At 68.5% G+C, this 17,747-nt stretch carries 17 protein-coding genes; 2 read left to right on the top strand and 15 right to left on the bottom strand.

What is annotated here, in order from left to right:
* Positions 1-30: 30 nt before the first annotated feature.
* The gene (locus tag ACOPJ3_RS01850; RefSeq protein ID WP_427870128.1) at positions 31-375 is read left to right on the top strand and encodes a cupin domain-containing protein; all 345 of its coding nucleotides are present in this window, start codon (positions 31-33) and stop codon (positions 373-375) included.
* Between the two features lie 61 nt (positions 376-436).
* On the opposite strand, the gene ACOPJ3_RS01845 is transcribed toward ACOPJ3_RS01850, so the two are convergent.
* The 6 genes from ACOPJ3_RS01845 to ACOPJ3_RS01820 all read right to left on the bottom strand — a co-directional run bounded on the left by ACOPJ3_RS01845 (position 437) and on the right by ACOPJ3_RS01820 (position 6,906).
* Positions 437-1,432 (bottom strand): ABC transporter ATP-binding protein, encoded by a 996-nt coding sequence (locus ACOPJ3_RS01845; protein WP_427870127.1) that lies wholly within the window; start codon positions 1,430-1,432, stop codon positions 437-439.
* Positions 1,429-2,448 (bottom strand): ABC transporter ATP-binding protein, encoded by a 1,020-nt coding sequence (locus ACOPJ3_RS01840; protein ID WP_427870126.1) that lies wholly within the window; start codon positions 2,446-2,448, stop codon positions 1,429-1,431. The genes ACOPJ3_RS01845 and ACOPJ3_RS01840 overlap by 4 nt, the downstream gene beginning before the upstream one ends.
* Complete coding sequence (locus tag ACOPJ3_RS01835; RefSeq protein ID WP_427870125.1) at positions 2,445-3,353, bottom strand: ABC transporter permease; 909 nt, start codon at positions 3,351-3,353, stop codon at positions 2,445-2,447. Before ACOPJ3_RS01835 ends, ACOPJ3_RS01840 begins: the two co-directional genes overlap by 4 nt.
* On the bottom strand, positions 3,343-4,368 hold the full coding sequence (locus tag ACOPJ3_RS01830) for an ABC transporter permease (protein WP_427870124.1): 1,026 nt from the start codon (positions 4,366-4,368) through the stop codon (positions 3,343-3,345). The genes ACOPJ3_RS01835 and ACOPJ3_RS01830 overlap by 11 nt, the downstream gene beginning before the upstream one ends.
* Positions 4,369-4,430: 62 nt before the next feature.
* Positions 4,431-6,005, bottom strand: a complete 1,575-nt coding sequence (locus tag ACOPJ3_RS01825) for an ABC transporter substrate-binding protein (RefSeq protein ID WP_427870123.1) — start codon at positions 6,003-6,005, stop codon at positions 4,431-4,433.
* Positions 6,006-6,051: 46 nt separating this feature from the next.
* Positions 6,052-6,906 carry an alpha/beta fold hydrolase gene (locus ACOPJ3_RS01820; protein WP_427870122.1) on the bottom strand — a complete coding sequence of 285 codons (855 nt, stop codon included), beginning with the start codon at positions 6,904-6,906 and terminating at the stop codon, positions 6,052-6,054.
* Between the two features lie 197 nt (positions 6,907-7,103).
* Here ACOPJ3_RS01820 and ACOPJ3_RS01815 point away from each other — a divergent pair, with 197 nt between their 5' ends.
* A complete protein-coding gene (locus ACOPJ3_RS01815) occupies positions 7,104-7,841 on the top strand; it encodes an IclR family transcriptional regulator (RefSeq protein ID WP_427870121.1) in 738 nt (245 codons plus the stop codon).
* Between the two features lie 27 nt (positions 7,842-7,868).
* Here ACOPJ3_RS01815 and ACOPJ3_RS01810 read toward each other — a convergent pair whose 3' ends face one another.
* From ACOPJ3_RS01810 to ACOPJ3_RS01770, 9 genes are all read right to left on the bottom strand, one after another.
* Positions 7,869-8,663, bottom strand: a complete 795-nt coding sequence (locus ACOPJ3_RS01810; RefSeq protein ID WP_427870120.1) for a 2-keto-4-pentenoate hydratase — start codon at positions 8,661-8,663, stop codon at positions 7,869-7,871.
* A gap of 16 nt (positions 8,664-8,679) precedes the next feature.
* Positions 8,680-9,702 carry a 4-hydroxy-2-oxovalerate aldolase gene (gene dmpG, locus ACOPJ3_RS01805; RefSeq protein WP_427870119.1) on the bottom strand — a complete coding sequence of 341 codons (1,023 nt, stop codon included), beginning with the start codon at positions 9,700-9,702 and terminating at the stop codon, positions 8,680-8,682.
* Entirely contained in the window at positions 9,699-10,661 is a 963-nt protein-coding gene (locus ACOPJ3_RS01800; protein WP_427870118.1) for an acetaldehyde dehydrogenase (acetylating), read from the bottom strand. Before ACOPJ3_RS01800 ends, dmpG begins: the two co-directional genes overlap by 4 nt.
* A 132-nt stretch (positions 10,662-10,793) precedes the next feature.
* A complete protein-coding gene (locus ACOPJ3_RS01795; protein ID WP_427870117.1) occupies positions 10,794-11,648 on the bottom strand; it encodes an alpha/beta fold hydrolase in 855 nt (284 codons plus the stop codon).
* A gap of 130 nt (positions 11,649-11,778) precedes the next feature.
* A complete protein-coding gene (locus ACOPJ3_RS01790; protein ID WP_427870116.1) occupies positions 11,779-12,423 on the bottom strand; it encodes a hypothetical protein in 645 nt (214 codons plus the stop codon).
* Positions 12,424-13,018: 595 nt separating this feature from the next.
* On the bottom strand, positions 13,019-13,327 hold the full coding sequence (locus ACOPJ3_RS01785; RefSeq protein WP_427870115.1) for a hypothetical protein: 309 nt from the start codon (positions 13,325-13,327) through the stop codon (positions 13,019-13,021).
* A 108-nt stretch (positions 13,328-13,435) separates the two neighbouring features.
* A complete protein-coding gene (locus ACOPJ3_RS01780; RefSeq protein ID WP_427870114.1) occupies positions 13,436-13,711 on the bottom strand; it encodes a hypothetical protein in 276 nt (91 codons plus the stop codon).
* A gap of 230 nt (positions 13,712-13,941) precedes the next feature.
* On the bottom strand, positions 13,942-15,729 hold the full coding sequence (locus ACOPJ3_RS01775) for an ABC transporter ATP-binding protein (RefSeq protein ID WP_427870113.1): 1,788 nt from the start codon (positions 15,727-15,729) through the stop codon (positions 13,942-13,944).
* Positions 15,726-17,489, bottom strand: coding sequence for an ABC transporter ATP-binding protein/permease (locus ACOPJ3_RS01770; protein WP_427870112.1), 1,764 nt, complete (start codon positions 17,487-17,489; stop codon positions 15,726-15,728). The genes ACOPJ3_RS01775 and ACOPJ3_RS01770 overlap by 4 nt, the downstream gene beginning before the upstream one ends.
* Positions 17,490-17,747 lie beyond the last annotated feature (258 nt).

The raw sequence follows: 17,747 nt of genomic DNA, 5'->3' as shown, positions 1-17,747 counted from the left end.
GCGTTCCCGCACCAGAACCGAGGAGATTCCATGACCACCCCAGCAACCGGCTTCGACATCCTGTCGGCGGGCCTCGCCGACTTCCAGGCGCTCGCCCCCATGCCGGAGGGCCGCGTGAGCGTCGGCCGCGTCTTCGACGGCGACACCCTGCGCGTGCGCACGATCGCGATCCCGGCTGGCGCCACCCTCGCGGAGCACGTCGCGGGCGCCCCGGTGCTCATCCACGTGGTCGCGGGCCGGGTCCGCTTCGACATCGGCGGCACGAGTCACGAGCTCGCCGCCGGCGCCCTCGTGCGCGCCGACCCGCAGGAGAAGCACGAGGTCCACGCGCTCGAGGACGCCCAGCTGGTGCTGACCTTTCACCCGGTGGGGTGAGGGGGGCGGAGCCCCGCTCGGCGATCGTCGTAGCTCCCAATCGCCCGCCCCCGCACCGCCGTCACGCGTAGTGGCAGGCCACGAGATGCTCCGCCCCCGAGTGCTGCGGAACGTCCCGCAGCACCGGCTCCTCGAGCGCACACAGCTCGGTCGCCAGCGGGCACCGCGTGCGGAATCGGCATCCGCTCGGAATGTCGTGCGGCGACGGCGGCTCCCCGTGAATCGCTGGCGCCGACGGCGCCCCATCAGCCCGGGCCCTCGGCACCGAGGCGATGAGCGCCCGCGTGTACGGGTGGAGCGGCGCCTCGAACAGTTCTGCGGACTCGGATACCTCGACGACCGTGCCGAGGTACATCACCATGATGCGGTCGGAGATGTTGCGCACCACCGCGAGATCGTGCGCGATGAAGACGAGCGTCAGGTCACGCTCGGCCTTCAGGTCTTCGAGAAGGTTCAGCACCGTGGCCCTGAGCGAGACGTCGAGCGACGAGATGGGTTCGTCGCACACGAGCACCCGCGCGCCGGCGACCAAGGCTCGGGCGATGGCCACCCGCTGGCACTGGCCGCCGGAGAGTGCCCCGGGCCGCCGCGATCCGTGGATGTCGGGGTCCAGCCCCACGGCTCGCAGGGCCTCCGCCACGACTTCGGCGCGCGACGCGCGGTTGCCGCGCCGCCAGATGACGAGGGGCTCCGCAACGATCTGCTCGACGGTGCGCTTCGGGTGCAGCGAGGAGCGGGGATCCTGGAACACCATCTGCATGTCGAGGCGCCGCTTGCGCAGCTCCGCGCCGGTGAGGGCGGCGAGATCGTTGCCTTCGAACTCGACCGACCCCTCACTCGGTGGCGGCATCTGGATCAGCGCGCGCCCGAGCGTCGACTTCCCGCACCCCGACTCGCCCACCACGCCGAGCGTCTCGCCCGCGTGCAGCTCGAAGCTCACCTGGGAGACCGCTCGCATCGCGCCGTAGTCGACGCTCAAATCTCGCACGCGCAGAATGGGCTCGGCGGTGCGCACCGGCTCGCGCTCCGCAACGCTCTCGTGCTCTGCACGCCTCATGATTCGCTCCTCGCGGGGGTGTCGGGATCCAGCGGAAAGTGGCAGCGGACCAGGTGCTCGGGAGCGCCGTCGAGCGGGTTCAGCTGTGGCGCTTCGGCGCGGCAGCGCTCCTGTGCGATCGGGCATCTCGCGGCGAATCGGCACCCCTGGGGAGTCTCGGAGAGGTCGGGGGGCGATCCCGGTATCGCGGCAAGCTGCACGTGCGTTGGCCCGCTGAGCGGTGGCACCGCGTCGAGCAGCGCTCGCGTGTAGGGCATGCGCGGCCCGTCGAACAGCACCGGGGTCGGGGCCTCCTCGACGATCTGCCCCGCGTACATCACCGCGACGCGATCGGTGCGGGCCGCCACGATGGAGAGGTCGTGGGTGACGAGCACGAATGCCATTCGCCCCGCCTTGCGCTCCCGGTCGAGCAGGTCAAGGATCTGCGCCTGCACGGTGACGTCGAGGGCCGTCGTCGGCTCATCGGCGATGAGCAGTTTCGGATCGCCGCTCAGTGCCATCGCGATCATGACGCGCTGCCGCATCCCGCCTGACATTTCATGCGGGTAAACGTTCAATCGCCTGGCCGGGTCGGCGATGCCCACCTTGCGCAGCAGGTCCTCGGCGATCCCTCTCGCCTCACTCGGCGAAGTGCCCGGGCGATGCCGGCGGATCGTCTCGGTCAGCTGCACGCCGATGCGCCTGACGGGGTTCAGTGAGGCGAGCGGATCCTGCAGCACGATCGACACGTCGGAGCCCCAGCGCTTCCGCAGCCGGCGAGCGGGTGTGCCGATCACCTCCTCGCCGAGGAGGCGGGACGTGCCCTCGAGCGTGAACTCGGAGTCCTCGTTGTGCAGCCCCATGACGCTGCGCGAAAACACGGACTTGCCCGATCCGGACTCGCCGACGAGTCCCAGCGCCTCGCCCGGCTGCAGGCGCAGCTGAACATCGTCGACGACGCGCATCGGGCCGCGATCCGTGTCGATGGTCACGCGCAGATCGACCACATCGAGCGCTGCTTCGGCCGGTGCCGTCATCGGCTTCCTCCCTTGCGGTCGAGACGATCTCCGAGCACATTGAGCGACATCACGGTCAGGATGAGCGCGCACGAGGGGATCAGCACGGCGTAGGGGGCCTGCTGCATCACCTTGCGCCCGGAGGCAATCATGCTGCCCCAGCTCGCCGAGGGCGGGGGCACGCCGTAGCCGAGGAAGCTCAGCGCGCCCTCCGCCATCATCACCACGGCCGCGATGATGAACGCGTACACGAGCAGCGGCGGGATCACCATCGGCAGCACGGAACCGAAGATGAGCCTCGGATGCCTGGCCCCGAGCCCGGCCGACGCCGTCACGAACTCCCGCCGCGCCCAGGTCATGGTGTGCGCACGCGCCATGCGGGCGAAGCCCGGCGCGGTGCCGACGGCCAGGCCAATGATGAGTCCCTCGAAGGAGGGCCCCCGGATCGCGACGACGACCATGATAAGAATGAGCACGGGAAACGCGAGCACGATGTCGGAGATCAGCGCGATCACCCGGTCGACCCAGCCGCGGAAGTACCCCGCGAGCAGGCCAAGCACAAGGCCGAAGAGCAGTCCGCCCGCCACCGCGGCTGCCGCGAGCGCGAGCGACACACGCGCGCCGTGCAGGAGGCGGGAGAGGATATCCCGGCCGAGGTCATCGGTGCCGAGGAGGTGCAGCGAGCTGGGCGGTTGGAGATAGGCGGCGTAGTCGGGCTCGTCGGGATCGGGCAGCGGAAGAACGTCCACGAGCACCGCGCCGAGCACGATCGCCACGAGCCAGACAATCGCAAGGATCTCGGCGGGGGACATGCGCCGGCCGAACGTCAGTGGCCGGATCCCGGCGCCTCCCCGTGCGCCGCGGCCACGGGAGGGCCCGTTTGCGACGGGGGAAGCGGGGCTGGAGACTTCGAAGCTATCGGCCATGGCGCACCCTCGGGTCGATCACGGCGTAGGCGAGGTCGGTGAGCACGTTCACCAGCACGTACGCAACGGCGATCACGCAGACCACCCCCTGCACCGTGATGATGTCGGCGTTGTTGATGGACTCGACGAGCAGCCGCCCGATGCCCGGGATCCCGAACAGCGTCTCGATCACGACGACGCTGCCCAGCAGGCGCGCGGTGTTCAGGCCGGCAAGGGTGGCGAGGGACAGCGAGGAGGGGCGGAGGGCCTGCTTGAACAGCAGGTTCGGCACGCTCATGCCCTTTGCCTTCGCCGCGAGAATGAAGTCTTGATCGAGGGTGCGCGAGAGGTCCGAGCGCAGGAGCCGCGTGTACGCCCCCATCGGCTCGAGCGCGATCGCGAGCGAGGGGAGTGCGAGCGTGACGAGGTTCGCTCCCAGGCCTGCGGAGATCGGTTCGAAGCCCTGGGTGGGGAACCACCCGAGCATCATCGCTCCGACAAGTATGAGGAGCAGAGCGACCACGAACTCGGGAACGGAGATCGCAAGGGTCGACACCGGCGTGGTCACTCGCCCGATAAACGACTTGGGACGCCAGGCGGCGAGCACTGCGAGCGGCACTGAGACGGCGATCGCGATGACCTGCGCGAGCAGCATGAGTTCGAGGGAGACCGGCAGGCGCTGCATGATGGCCTCGCCGACGGGCTGCGAGGTGCGATAGGAGACCCCGAGGTCCCCGCGCACGGCATCACCGAGCCAGAGCGCGTAACGAACCGGAACCGGCTTGTCGAGATTCAGCTCCTGCCGCACCGCCTCCACCTGATCCGGGGTCGCCTGCTCCCCCGCGATCGATGCCGCCGGGTCGCCCGGAAGGAGGTCCAGCATGAACGAGAGCAGGAAGGTCACGCCGATGAGCACGATCAGCAGGTGCACGGTGCGCTGCAGGAACGGCCGCGCGGCCGCCGGCGCGAACAGGCGCCGGCGGGATCTGGGCGGTGCGACGGTCAGCAGAACCTCTGTCGTTGTCCTCGATGACATCGAAACCTCTCTGGATGGGACGGGGAGGTGCGCGGGGCCACGCTGGTGGCCCCGCCACGCGGCTAGCTGACGGTGATATCCGCCGGATAGAAGGCGAAGCCACCGAGGTAGTCATCGCCCATATCGACGTTCTTCTGCGAGACGAGCACCTGGGGGATCGGGCTGAGCCAGGTCACGAGGGCCTTGTCGTTCCACTCCTGCTGCATCGCCCGCATCCCGGCATCGCGCCCCTCCTGGGTGTCGGAGTTCACGCCGGCCTCGATTGCCGCCTGGAACTCGGCGTCCTGCTGCTGGATGACGTTGCGCGCGGTGCTGCTGAAAATCGTGTAGCCCAGGGGGTAGAACGAGTCGGAGGGCACCATCTGCCACATGCCGAGCACGTACTTGCCGCCGTAGAGCGTCGGAATGTAGTCGGCGGGGCTCTCCGAGTTGATCGTGGACTCGAGGCCGATCGACTTCAGCACCTGGTCGACGTACTCGCCGTACGAGCCCAGGTAGGCCGTGGTCAGGATCTCGATCGCGGGGCTGTTGCCGTCTGCCACGTACTCGGCAACGAGCTTCTTCGCCTTCTCCAGATCGTGCTTCACGGTGCTGGGCTCGCACTGCGCCTGTTCGGCGCCGAAGGGCAGGCAGTTGTCGGATGCGCCGTCCCAGATGTCCGAGCTGCCGAAGAACACCTGCTTGGAGTTCGCGGGATCGAACGCGAGCTGCACCGCCGTGCGCACGCGCTGGTCGTTGAGCGGCGCCACCGAGGTGTTCGGCAGCAGCGCCATTCCGCCGCGCGCACCCTGGGTGTGCGCGACGAGCTTGTCGTTGCTCGTGACGGTCTCTAAGTTGCCCGCGATGGTCGCGATGTCGACCTCGCCGGCCACGAGTGCGTTCTCACGAGACTGCGGATCCGGGAGCACTCGGTAGGTCAGCGTCTTGACCGCGGGCTCACCCGCCCAGTAGTCGGGGTTCGCGGTCATCGTCACGTGGTCATCGGGCACCCACTCCTCGACGATGTACGGCCCGGCGCCGATCGGCGCGCGGTTGAAGCCTTCCGCATCAGCCTCGAGCGCGGTCGGCGAACCGATCAGCCCGAGCGCGCCGGACGCGGTGAAGAGGTACGGGAAGGAGAAGTTGGGCTTGCCGAGCATGAACACGACCGTGCGATCGTCCGAGGCGGTGAGGGAGACGAGGTCGGCGAGGAGCAGCTTGCTCGACGAGGGCGAGTCCGGGGCGCGGTGGCGCTCGATGTTGTAGATCACCGCGTCTGCGTCGAGGGGCGTGTCGTCGGTGAACGTGACGCCCTCCCGCAGCTTGAGCGTCCACGTGAGCCCGTCCTTGCTCTCCATCGACTCCGCGAGCTGGCCGACGGTGCTGCCATCGGGGGCGACGCGCAGCAGGGTGTCGAGCACCGAAACGAGGCGCTCACCGTTGGCCGAGGCCGAGACGGGGTTCATCGGGTCGAATCCCTCGTGCTCGTAGCTCGATCCGATGACCAGCTCGTCTGCGGCTGACGGCGACGCTCCTCCTTCCGAGGCGGCCGTGCTCGTGGAACACGCGCTCAGCATGAGCGCCGCTGGCAGCGCGAGCGCCGCGGCGAGGGAGGCGAGGCGTCTGGCACGCCTCGCACGGTTCATCTTCGAAATCATCTTGCTCCTTGTGAATGTGGTGGTGCGCAACACTGCGCGTGATCGACTAGCGGGTAAAGAACTCGGTGACGAGGCGCTCGAACTCCTGCTTGCGCTCGATCTGGGCCCAGTGGCCGCAGCGGGCGAAGGTGTGCAGTTCCACGTCAGGCATCTGGCGAACGGCGAAATGCGCCTGCTCGTAGGGGAGCATGCGATCCTCCCTGCCCCAGATCAGTAGCGTCGGGGTGTGGATGCGCGCCGCGCGCGCCCAGAGCGGGGTGTGGTCGGTCATGAATCGCGGATCGCGGAACGTGGCAAAGATCGCGGAGCTCCGCTCGATCGCACCGGGCGCCAGGGCATTCGCCATGCGCTCGTCGATCAACCGCTCGGTGATGATCGCCGGATCCGCGACCATGGTCTCGACCCAGGCGAGCATGCCCGCGCGAGAGGGCTCGTTCAGGAACTCGAAGAGCCGCTTCGCACCCTCACTGGGGTCGCTCCCGAACAGGTTCACGGCGAGCCCACCCGGCCCCATCAGCGCCATCTTGCGCACCCGCTCGGGGCTGCGATCCGCGAGTTCGGCCGCGACGTTGCCGCCCATCGAGTTGCCGATCACGTAGGCGCTCTCCACGCCCAGGGCGTCGAGCAGACCCTCCACCCAACGCGAGGCAAACACCGAGTAGAGCGCGTCGATCTCGGGGAGCGCGGTGCGCCCGAAGCCCGGCATGTCGGGCATGATGACGCGGAAGCGCTCGGCCAGCACCGGCAGGTTCGCGCCGAAGTTGGACCACGCGCTTACTCCCGGCCCCGAGCCGTGCAGGAGCAGCAGCGGCTCGCCCGTTCCTGCCTCGTGATAGGAGATCTCCAGCTCGCCGACATGAGCTGTCCGGCGTGTGCTGTCAAAGTCGAGTGCGGTCGTCATTCGAACCTCTCTGTTCGGGGTGTGCCCCAGTATGTGATCGCGGAATCGGCAACCGATAGTCGACATCTCACTGATCGGAACGAGGCGAGGAACGAGGATCCGGGCGTCACCGATTCGTTATTTTGCGGGCTTCCCGAGCTTATTGATCAGGCCTAAGATGAGCAAACAAGCGCTCGCTTGATAACTTTGGGAGCACCATGCTTGAGTCGTCACAGTCCATGGTGGATCGCGTCGTCGCGATCCTCGGCAGCTTCTCCCGTGCGCGCTCGCAACTGGGCCTCGCCGAGATCGCGCGGCTCACCGATCTTCCCAAGTCGAGCACCCACCGCATCCTGCAGCAGCTCGTCACGGCGCGCTGGGTCGAGCGCGTCGACGGCGACTACCGGCTCGGCCTCGGCATCTTCGAGATCGGCTCCCTGGTCGCACACCACAACCGCCTCGTGGATCTCGCGCGACCGCTCATGCGCGAGCTCAGTTCGCACCGCCTCACCACGCACCTCGCCGTGCTCGACGGCACCGATGTCGTCTACCTCGAGAAGGTCGACGGCAGCCTCGCCGGCCCCCTCCCCTCGCGAGTCGGCGGCCGTCTGCCCGCGCACTGCACCGGCGTCGGCAAGACCCTTCTCGCGCACCTCCCCGAGGCCGAACTCGAGAACTACCTCGCGCACCGACTCGAGCAGCGCACCCCCTCGACCATCGCCTCGCCCGACGGGCTGCGCCGAGAACTCGCGCAGATTCGCTCGGCCGGGTTCGGCATGGACCACGGCGAGGCCGTCTCGGGCTTCGTGTGCGTCGCTGCCCCCGTCTTCGACCGCAGCGGTGCCCGCGCGGCAATATCCGTCGGCGCGCCGGGATCCCGAGTCGATCCGCAGCAGCTCACCGGCCCGATCCGCCACGCGGCCACCGCGCTCTCACGGCGGCTCTCGGCGGCCTGATTCACTGCGTCTCTCGGCCGCCTAAGCTCACACGACCCGCAGCGAGACGGTGCCGAAGCCCTCGGAGACCACCTGATACCTGCTGCCCGCCCGCATCGGCTGCATGCGGTGCACCGATCCCGCGAGCACCACGTCGCCCTCGCTGAGCGCGATGCCCTGCTCCGCCAGGGTCCCAGCGAGCCACAGCAGCGCCTCGAGCGGGTCGCCCAGCACGGCGGCCCCCGGCCCCTCGCCGATGACCGCGTCGTCTTCGAGCAGGCGGATCACCCGTGCCGGAAGCGCGTCGAGCAGGGCGTCGCTCGCGGGAAGCCAGTCACCGGTGACGATGCGCGCCGAAGAGGCGTTGTCAGCGACCGTGTCGATCAGGCCGATCTTCCAGTCGCGAATGCGACTGTCGATGATCTCTGCGGCGAGCGCGACGTGCGAGATGGCCGCGCGCAGCGCCTTGGCATCGAGCTCGCCGCTTCTGAGCGGCGCTCCGATGCGGAAGGCGAACTCTGCTTCGATGTGCCCGGCGATGAGCTCGTCCAGCGCGAACTCCCCGCCGTTCTCGACCACCATTCGATCGGTGATCGAGCCGACATCGGGCGTGCTCACGCCGAGCATCCGTTGCATCGCCTCGGAGGTCAGCCCGATCTTGTGCCCGACGATCCGCTCCCCCGAGGCGATCCTCAGGTCTCGATTGATCCTCTGCACCGCATAGGCGTCGGCGAGTTCGAACTCTGGAAACCGGTCGGAGATCGGGGGAATTGCGCGGCGGAGGCCTTCGGCCTCGCGCAGCTCGGTCGCCGCCGCGGTCAGTGCGTCAGGTGAAGCGCCCATGGTGTGCCGTTACCTCTCAGCGAGCCGCGTCACGCGCGGCGAGCAGGTCGAGCGCAACATCGGTGATCATGTCCTCCTGGCCGCCGATGAGCCCTCTCTCGCCGACCTTCAGCAGGATCTCCCGCGCGTCGAGGCCGTATACCTCGGCGGCGGTCTCGGCGTGCCGCAGGAACGAGGAGTAGACGCCAGCGTACCCGAGCGTCAGGGTCTCTCGATCGACCTGCACGGGGCGATCCCACAGCGGCCGCACGAGGTCGTCGGCGGCGTCCTGCAGCGCGAAGACATCGGCCCGCATCGGCCATCCCTCGAGCTCGGCCACAGCGACGAACGCCTCGATCGGGCAGTTCCCCGCGCCCGCACCGTGCCCGGCGAGCGACGCATCCACGCGGTAGGCGCCCTCCTCGATCGCCGCGATACTGTTGGCCACCGCCAGCGAGAGGTTCTGGTGAGCGTGGATCCCGATCTGCGTCGATTCGTCGAGCACGTCGCGGTAGGCCCGGACGCGGTCGCGCACCCCGTTGGTCGTCAGGCGTCCCCCCGAGTCGGTGATGTAGACGCACTGCGCGCCGTAGCTCTCCATAAGCTTAGCTTGTTCGGCCAGCGGCCCCGGCTCGTTGAGGTGGCTCATCATGAGAAACCCTGCGACATCGAAGCCGAGCTCGCGGGCGAACTCCATGTGCTGCCTCGCAACATCGGCTTCCGTGCAGTGCGTGGCCACGCGGACGGAGCGCACGCCGAGATCGTAGGCGCGCCGGAGATCGTCGACCGTTCCGATCCCGGGCAGCATGAGCGTGGTCAGCACGGCGTTCTCGACCACCTCGGCGGCGGCCTCGATCCACTCCCAGTCCGTGTGCGAGCCGGGCCCGTAGGTCAGCGAGCCCCCCTGCAGGCCATCGCCGTGGCTGACTTCGATCGCGTGCACCCCGGCCTGATCGAGCGCGCGCACAATGTCCCGCATGCGCTCGAGCGGCATCTGGTGACGAATGGCGTGCATGCCATCACGGAGCGTCACGTCCTGGACATAGATCTCTGTGCTCATCGGGCGGCCTCCTGGGGGATCGGGCGCGCAGCTCGGTGCCGCACGAGATGCTCGGCAGTGCGCAGGGCGGCACTGGTCATGATGTCGAGATTGCCGGCGTACGCCGGGAGATAGTGCGCCGCGCCCTCGACCTCGAGAAACACCTGCACGCGGGTGTAGCCCGCGGCACGCAGCGGCTCCGGCACCAGGATGTCAACTGACGCACCCTCGTCCACGAACTGCACCTCCTGCTTGAGGCGGTATCCGGGCACGTACTCGGCCACGGCCGCGACGCGCGCTCGCACGCTCTCCACGACGGCCGCGCGGCCCGCGGCGTCGAGCCGTTCGGTGATGACCTGCACCGTGTCGCGCATGATCATCGGCGGATCCGCGGGGTTGAGCACGATGATCGCCTTGCCGCGCGCCGCACCGCCGACCGTTTCGATCGCACGCGCGGTCGTCTCGGTGAACTCGTCGATGTTGGCCCGCGTGCCGGGGCCAGCCGACCTCGACGAGACCGACGCGACGATCTCTGCGTACAGCACGGGGGTGACCGCGCCGACGGCGGCCACGATCGGGATCGTCGCCTGGCCCCCGCAGGTGACCATGTTCACGTTCTCCGCCGCGAGGTTCGCGTCGAGATTCACCGAGGGAACCACGAACGGGCCGAGCGCGGCAGGGGTGAGGTCGACGAGCAGCTTGCCGAAGGGGGCAATCGCCGCCGCGTTGGCCCGGTGCGCCCCGGCACTCGTGGCGTCAAACACGACCTCGATCTCATCGAAGCCGGGAAGCCCGATCAGCCCCTCGACGCCCTCGGCCGTCGTCGGCACGCCGACTCGGGCCGCACGAGCCAGGCCGTCTGATTCGGGATCGATGCCGACCATCGCCCCCATCTCGAGATCATCGCTGATGCGCATGACCTTGAACATGAGGTCGGTGCCAATATTGCCTGATCCGATGATGGCGACTTTCGTACCCATGCCTACCTTTTCTGCGTGTGCGGCAACTCTTGCCGGCTGCCCGCCGAGGGGGCGCTTATTCGAAGCTAGGAGCCCGTCCGAGGGGCGCAAAGAGCGTGTCCCAGTGAGTAGAACACCCCCGCGCGCCCGCGCTCACGACAGGAAATCGGCCACCGCTCGATTGAACTCGTCTGCGCGCTCCAACTCGGCCCAGTGCCCGCACTGGTTGAAGATCAGGGCGCGTGAGTTCGGGATCATCGCGAGAAGCCTGAGCGACGCTTCGACCGGAACGACCTGATCATCGCGCCCATGGATGAGGAGCGTCTCGTGCTCGATCGCCGAGACCCGTGCCGCGGTCCATTCGGGCGCCTCGCGCGGAGCATTCGCCCGGGCCACGAACGCGTCCAGGTGCTCCTCGTGCCGCATCGCGGCGGCAAAGCGCTCGGCGATCAGCTCATCGTCCATGAAGCGATCCCCGAAGCTCATCACCTGCACCAGGCGGCGGTACACCTCCGGGGTGCGTTCGACATACCCGCGATACACCTCCTGCAAGCCGAGCGTGAACCCGGCGGGGCTGAAGAGGTGCGGCATGGTCAGGTCGGCAGTTCCCATCGTCACGATGCGGTGCACACGCTCGGGGTGCACCATCGCGAACTCGATGGCGTTGATGCCCCCGAGCGAGTTGCCGATGAGGGAGACCTTCTCGATGCCGAGGGCGTCGAGAAACTCCTCGATCGCCCGCAGATGCCCGCCGGCCGCCGCTTCGAGCGGATCCGACTCTCCCCATCCGGGCTGGTCGAGCATGAGCACCCGGTGCGTGCGAGCGAGCGGGGTGATGTTCAGATGAAAATTGCTCCAGGCGGTCGCCCCGGGGCCGCTCCCGTGCAGAAACAGCACAGCCTCACCCTCGCCGGCCTCGTGGAAGTGCAGCTTCCAGCCGGGCGTGCGGATCGTCCGCGACGTCTCCTCGGAGCTCAGCAACTCGGTGTCCGGGGTCGGTGTACGCATCTCGATGGTCCCTTCGGTAGTGTGCGTCGACCGTACGACCGGGACGCGCAAGACTCCTACCGAGGATCCCGACCACCGGAACGGGGGCGGCTCAAGAAGGCCACTGCCCGGTTCATAGCTGCCAGCGTGACTAGGGTGAACGGCGAGACATGCTGCCTGAAAATGCTACGTCGGCGCGTTCGCAGAGCCGTCGATACGCTCGCGCCATGTAGACGGCGTAGCAGAGGGTCGCGACCGCACCACCGATGCCCGCGACAGCACAGACCACGAGCCATGACACCCGTGGGTCAAGAGCGATCATCCCAGCGACAATCGCCCCGATCATCGCGACTGGGCCGAGCAGGTAGTCGATCTTTCGGCCGAGAATGCGGGCCATCGGCACGAAGTGCGCGCCGATGACGAACACCATCAACGGCAGAGCCCACCGACCCTGCCCGAACATGAGTAGCACCGCCGAGCCGAGCATCCAGATCGGATGCGTAACGCTATTGAGCAGCCCCATCGCCTTACCCAGCCGCTCGTCTTCGGCCGTCGGGTTGTTCGGGAAGGATGAGGCGTGGCGAATCTGCGCGACTCCGCGCAGCAGGAAGACCACCGCCACAACCAGCACGAGCGCGAACGCCACGGCTCCGGCGTAGCCCCAAGCGAACGGCCACCACGCCGAATAGAACACGGCGTAGACGCCCATCATCACCGGAAAGAACGCGATACCTTGCGCCGCAGAACCGAACCACTCAGGAGCTTGCTGGGTGCCGGCCCGCGCAAGTGATGCCATACGTCCATTGTCCCCGGCCGCGCCTCCGGAGCACCGCCAGAATGGGCGACTCACGGGTGCCTCGCAAGTACCTGGCGCTTCTATACGAGAAGACGCCCTGCCCAAAAGGAAAACTCCTGGGTCAGGGGCCACTCTATTTCGTGGGGTATCTCACGAAATCCCACAGCCCTTGTTTCGTCAGGGATCTCGGAGAACTCTAAGTACAGGATCACAGGTTAAGCGGTACAAAATCACACGACTGAAGCGCTCCCTGATCACCCGAACCCGACCAGTGCGGTCCGGCATGTCGCCGGCCCGCTCGGTGTCGGTGTCGAAGCGCTCCGCACCTGGTGCCGACCGGCTCAGCTCGATGCCGGAGCGAAGCCCGGCGTCACGACCGACGTTGCTGAGGAGAGTCGGTGCCTACGTTGCGAGAACGCGCAACTGCGGGAAGCGAACGAGGTGTTGAAGTCCGCGTCGATTTTTTTCGCGAAGGAACCCGACCATCCGCGAACGAAATGATCACGTTCATCGACGGGCATCGTGATCGTTTCGGGGTCGAGTTCATCTGCCGTGTCCTAGGCGCGGCGGTTCGGGAGTTTCTCACCTCGCGCCGCTATCGGGCGGCGAAAACCAGGCCGGCTTCGGTCAGGCAGTTGCGCGACGAGTTGCTGGTGCCTGAGATCCAGCGTTTGCACGCTGAGAACTCTGGCGTGAACGGGGTGCGGAGATGCACGCCCTGCTGCAGCGAGAGATATGGGAGATCAGCCGGGATTAGACCGTTCAACACGCGTCCAAGCCCCCGCCGTGACATCTGCGCCCACGACGCATGCTGCACAGGGAGGGTGCCGAGAATGTTGCCGCAGGATCGTTCGACGGCCTCCCCGTGAGCGGCGGCGCGGGCGGCGTCGAGGTCGTCGAACACGCTGTCCTGGCACGATGTGCTGTTCGCCCAGCGTGACACCCCCGGCGCATGATGCGCACGTCTGCTTGTTGTGTCGTGAGGGACGCGGGGAGCGATGGCATCAGCGGATCAGCGAGGTCCGCCGGCGGCCACGCGGCGGGCGAGGTAGTCCTCGTAGCTCCCTCCGATGCCCGGAGTCACCCAGGGTCCGATCTCCACCCGTGAGCGCTCCAAGATGACCGGGGTCCAGGTGACACGGACGTCGGCGCACGCCCGGTTGGCGGTGACCAGCGCCGTGACGGCGTCTGCAGGCTGGGCCACGATCAAGGTCGCCCCGAGGGCGAACACCCGGTGCACGGCCTCGTGCAGCGGACCGGAGACGACCTCCGGGGCACCGTGGAACATCCACCGCCGCTCCGGCACAAGACGGACCGGCCGTGCCTTCACGGCAGCGATGTCCGGCGTGCTCGGCGAGGTCCCGGCGGCGGGCCCGACCCGGCTTTGCTGGATGCGCCTCGATCAGGCGCTCCACGCGAACGCGGTGGTCGTGTGACCGTGGTTGTGCGAGTTCGGTGCGAGGATCGCGTCGTCTGCGACCTGGGCGGCGATCTCAGTGATCTGGATCTGCATTGTCTTCACCTCCTTTCCGCATCGGCGTCGGCCGTGTCCTCGGGCGAGGACGCGGCCTCCTCGCTGACGATCCGCCGGTACTCCGGTGAGGTGGTCAGCAGGGCTTCGTGCGCGCCGTCCGCGACGATCCGGCCGCCGTCGATGAGGACGACGCGGTCGGCGGCGCGGATCGTGGAGACCCGGTGCGCGACGACGACAGTCGTGCGTCCGCGCCGGGTCGCACGCAGTGACGCATTGAGCTCGGACTCGGCCAGGGCGTCGAGATGCGCCACCGGCTCGTCCAGGACGAGCACAGCCGGATCCAGCAACAGGGCGCGAGCGAGAGCGAGACGCTGCAGCTGACCGCCGGAGAGGGTACCTCCGCCCTCACCCAGGGAGGCGTCGAGACCGCCGTCCAGGATTTCGACGAGATCGCCCAGGGCCGCCTCCTCCAGCGCGCGCAGCAGATCCTCGTCGCTCGCGTCGGGCCGGGCGAGCAGCAGGTTCTCCCGGAGGCTGGCGCGCATCGCGGAGGATGTCTGCGGAACGAGCACGACGCGATCGCGCACGCGGTCGGCGGCGACCGTGCGCAGGTCACGGCCACCGATGCGCACGATGCCGGAGCTCGGATCGGCGAACCGCACGAGGAGGTGTACGAGCGTGGTCTTCCCGACGCCGCTCGCACCGACGAGAGCGATCATCTGACCGTGCGGAATACGCAGGTCGAGGCCGTGCAGCACATCGCGGCCGGGGTACCCGGCGCGCACGCCCACCAGCTCGATCTCACCGTTGCCGGAGAACGCCTCGGCGCTCGCCTCGTCGTCGCGGACCGGCGAGGGAGCGCGGCTGACGTCGTCCACGCGACGGGCAGCGGCGCCCATCTCGCCCAGTCGCTGCCACATCGCGTAGACCCCGCTGACCGGAGCGAACGCGTGGAACACCAGGACGACGGCGACCGGCACGACGACCGGGTCGATGGCGCCCTCCCGCGCTGCACCGCCGAGCAGGGCGAGCAGCGCGAGGTTCACCGCCGCCATGACGCAATCCGCGAGCGCCGATTCCGCCCCGGAGCGCATGTTGAACGCGAGCCGGGCGTTCTGCACTGCCCTGGTGCGCTCGACGATCAGACGGGTGCGGCGCTCGGTCGCACCGAGCGTGAGGGAGTCGCGGAGTCCCTGGGCGCCTTCGAGCGTGTCGGCCTTGAGGTCGGACAGGGCCGATCTGACCCGCTCCCCCTGCCGGGCCTGAACCGGCCCGAGGAACCACAGCGGAACGAGCACGACGAGGAGTCCGAGCGTGGGGATCAGCCCGATCGGACCCACGAGAGCGGTGCTCGCAGAGACGACGATCGACGGGCTGATGAGCGCCGCGATCGACGCTCCGGCCGTGTGGGCGTAAAACCACTCGAGCTGCTCGACATCGTGGATCGCAGCTCCCGCGACCTCGCCCGTCCGACGGCCGGCGAGCCCCTGCGGAGCGATGCGTCCGATCGCGGCGTGCATCGCCAGGCGCATGGTCGAGAGCACGCGATAGGCCAGCACATGCGACCACCACGACTCGAGCCCGGTGAGCACACCGAGCATTGCGACCGAGATCGCGAGCAACGCGATCCACAGCGCCACGCCTTCGAGGTGCTCCGCGGCGATGCGGGCCATCGTCCACGCCGAGAGGGCGGAGACCGCGGCGCCGCACAGCTGCATTCCGACGATCAGCGCGACCGAGGCGAGGAAGAGCCCCCGGTGCGCTGACAGCACATGGCGCAGGCGCAGAATGTCGGAGACCAGGGCTCGTGACGACTTCGCAGACGCGCTCATGCGATCCCCCTCGCGGCCTGGGCCCGCTCCTGACTGGCCACCATCGACGCGTACCGTCCGCCAGCGGCGAGAAGGCTCTCGTGGTCGCCGGTCTCGACGATGCGTCCGCGGTCGACGACCACGATCGTCGGCACGTTCCGCACCGCGGCCAGCCGGTGGGCGACGATGATGCGCGTCTGCTGTGGTCGCGCATCGACGAGCGCGTCCAGGAGCACCCGCTCCCCGTTGATGTCGAGCGCCGAGGTCGTCTCGTCGAGAACGAGCACCGGGGTCCGGCGTAGGAGCTGCCGCGCGATGGCGACGCGCTGCCGCTGGCCGCCCGACAGCAGGGAGCCGCGTTCGCCGATCGAGCGATCGAGCGCGGCCGCCGGATCGCCGTCGCCGAGCTGGTCGAGCCCCGTGACGGCGACGGCCTCGCCGAGCTCGGCCTCGGTCGCATCGGGTGCGCCGTCGAGGAGGTTCGACCGGAGCGTGCCGTGGAAGAGCACCGGCGACTGCGGGACGAGGCCCACGGCCGCGACGCAGTCGGCCTGGCTGAGCTCCGTCGTGGCGAGACCTGCGATCCGCACCGCACCGGCATCCGGGAGGGCGAACCTGGCCAGGAGCGCCGCGATCGTGGACTTGCCGGACCCGCTCGGTCCGACCACGGCCACGGTGGCCCCAGCGGGAACGTGCAGGGTCACGCCGTCGAGGGCGGGCGACGCGGCGCCCGGGTACTGGTAGTACACGTCCTCGAGGTCGACGGAGATGCCCGCGCGCCCCGGTGGGATCGTGGCTCTGCTCCCGTCGCCGGGCTCGAGGATGACGGGCGCCGCGAGCGCATCGAGCACCTGCTGGCCGGCGAAGACCCCGAGGTAGCCGGCGTGCCAGAACCCGGAGAGCTCGCGGAACGGCCGGAACAGCTCGAAGGTCAGCAGGCTGATGAGGAAGATCTCCGTCGGCTCGAGATCCCCGGCGAGGATACGGGTCAGGCTCACGACCACGGCGACGAGCGGGCCGAGCACGAGCGCGAAGGCCGAGATCCCGGACTCGATGAGTGAGACCCGCAGCTGGGTCATGGTCCGCGTGAGCAGCTCGCTGGACGCCTCGGCGAGTGCCGCCTGGCGGCGCTCGACGGCGCCGAGGGCCTTGAGCGTCGTCATCGCGCCGAGCGAGTCGACGAACTCGGCGTGCAGACCGGAGTACGCCTCCCAGTGCGAGGATCCCCGCTCGGCGAGGATCCTGTCCCACGCTCGCGGCAGCAGCGGGACGAGGACGGCGCACGTCCCGACGGCCGCGGCGACCACCGGGTCCACGACGGCGAGGATCGCGACCACGACAACGGTGTTCACTGCGACGATTCCGACCTGTGGCACATACCGGCTGTAGTAGGGGTCGAGGTTCTCGACCCCGTCCACGAGGAGCGACTGGACGTGACCGCTGCGCTCCCGGGTGAGCGGCACGGGGCCGCGCGCTGCGAGGCGGTCCAGCACGCGCCGGCGGAGGTCGGTCTTGATCCTCGTCATCGCGTGCACCGACAACCGTTCGCGCAGGATCGCGAAGACCGGGCGCAGCACCAGGAGAATCAGGAGCACCAGGAGCCAGGTGCCGATCGGGCCGACGGGATCGGCGAACAGCTCGACGAAGATGCGCGAGGTCGCAAAGGCCTGGCCGAGCAGCAGCAGGGAACTGAGGAGGCCGAGCAGAGACGGTGCCACGAGCACCCCGCGCAGGGGGCCGAGCATCCGCAGGAGACGCAGATGGATGGAGCCCGGCTTCATCCGGTAGCCGTCCGAGGGTGAGCTAGCGCGTACATGGTTCTCGACGTTAGATGAAACTGATTTTCATTGTCAACAAGGAGTGAGTGCCGCGCGGATACCGAGCAACGAGCGACGGCATTTCGCACGACACGATGGCATACTGATACGGTAATGATATTCATTCTCATCTAGATTGGATGGTGGCGTGTGTACGTGATGGCCGCGATGCCCGTCCTGGAGGAATCCCGCCTGGCTGGCGACGGCACGCACCGCAAACGG

This window comes from Leucobacter luti, from assembly GCF_050310065.1.
GTDB lineage: Bacteria > Actinomycetota > Actinomycetes > Actinomycetales > Microbacteriaceae > Leucobacter > Leucobacter luti_B.
Note: the sequence above shows the minus strand (reverse complement) of the source record. Positions and strands in the feature narration are given on the sequence as shown.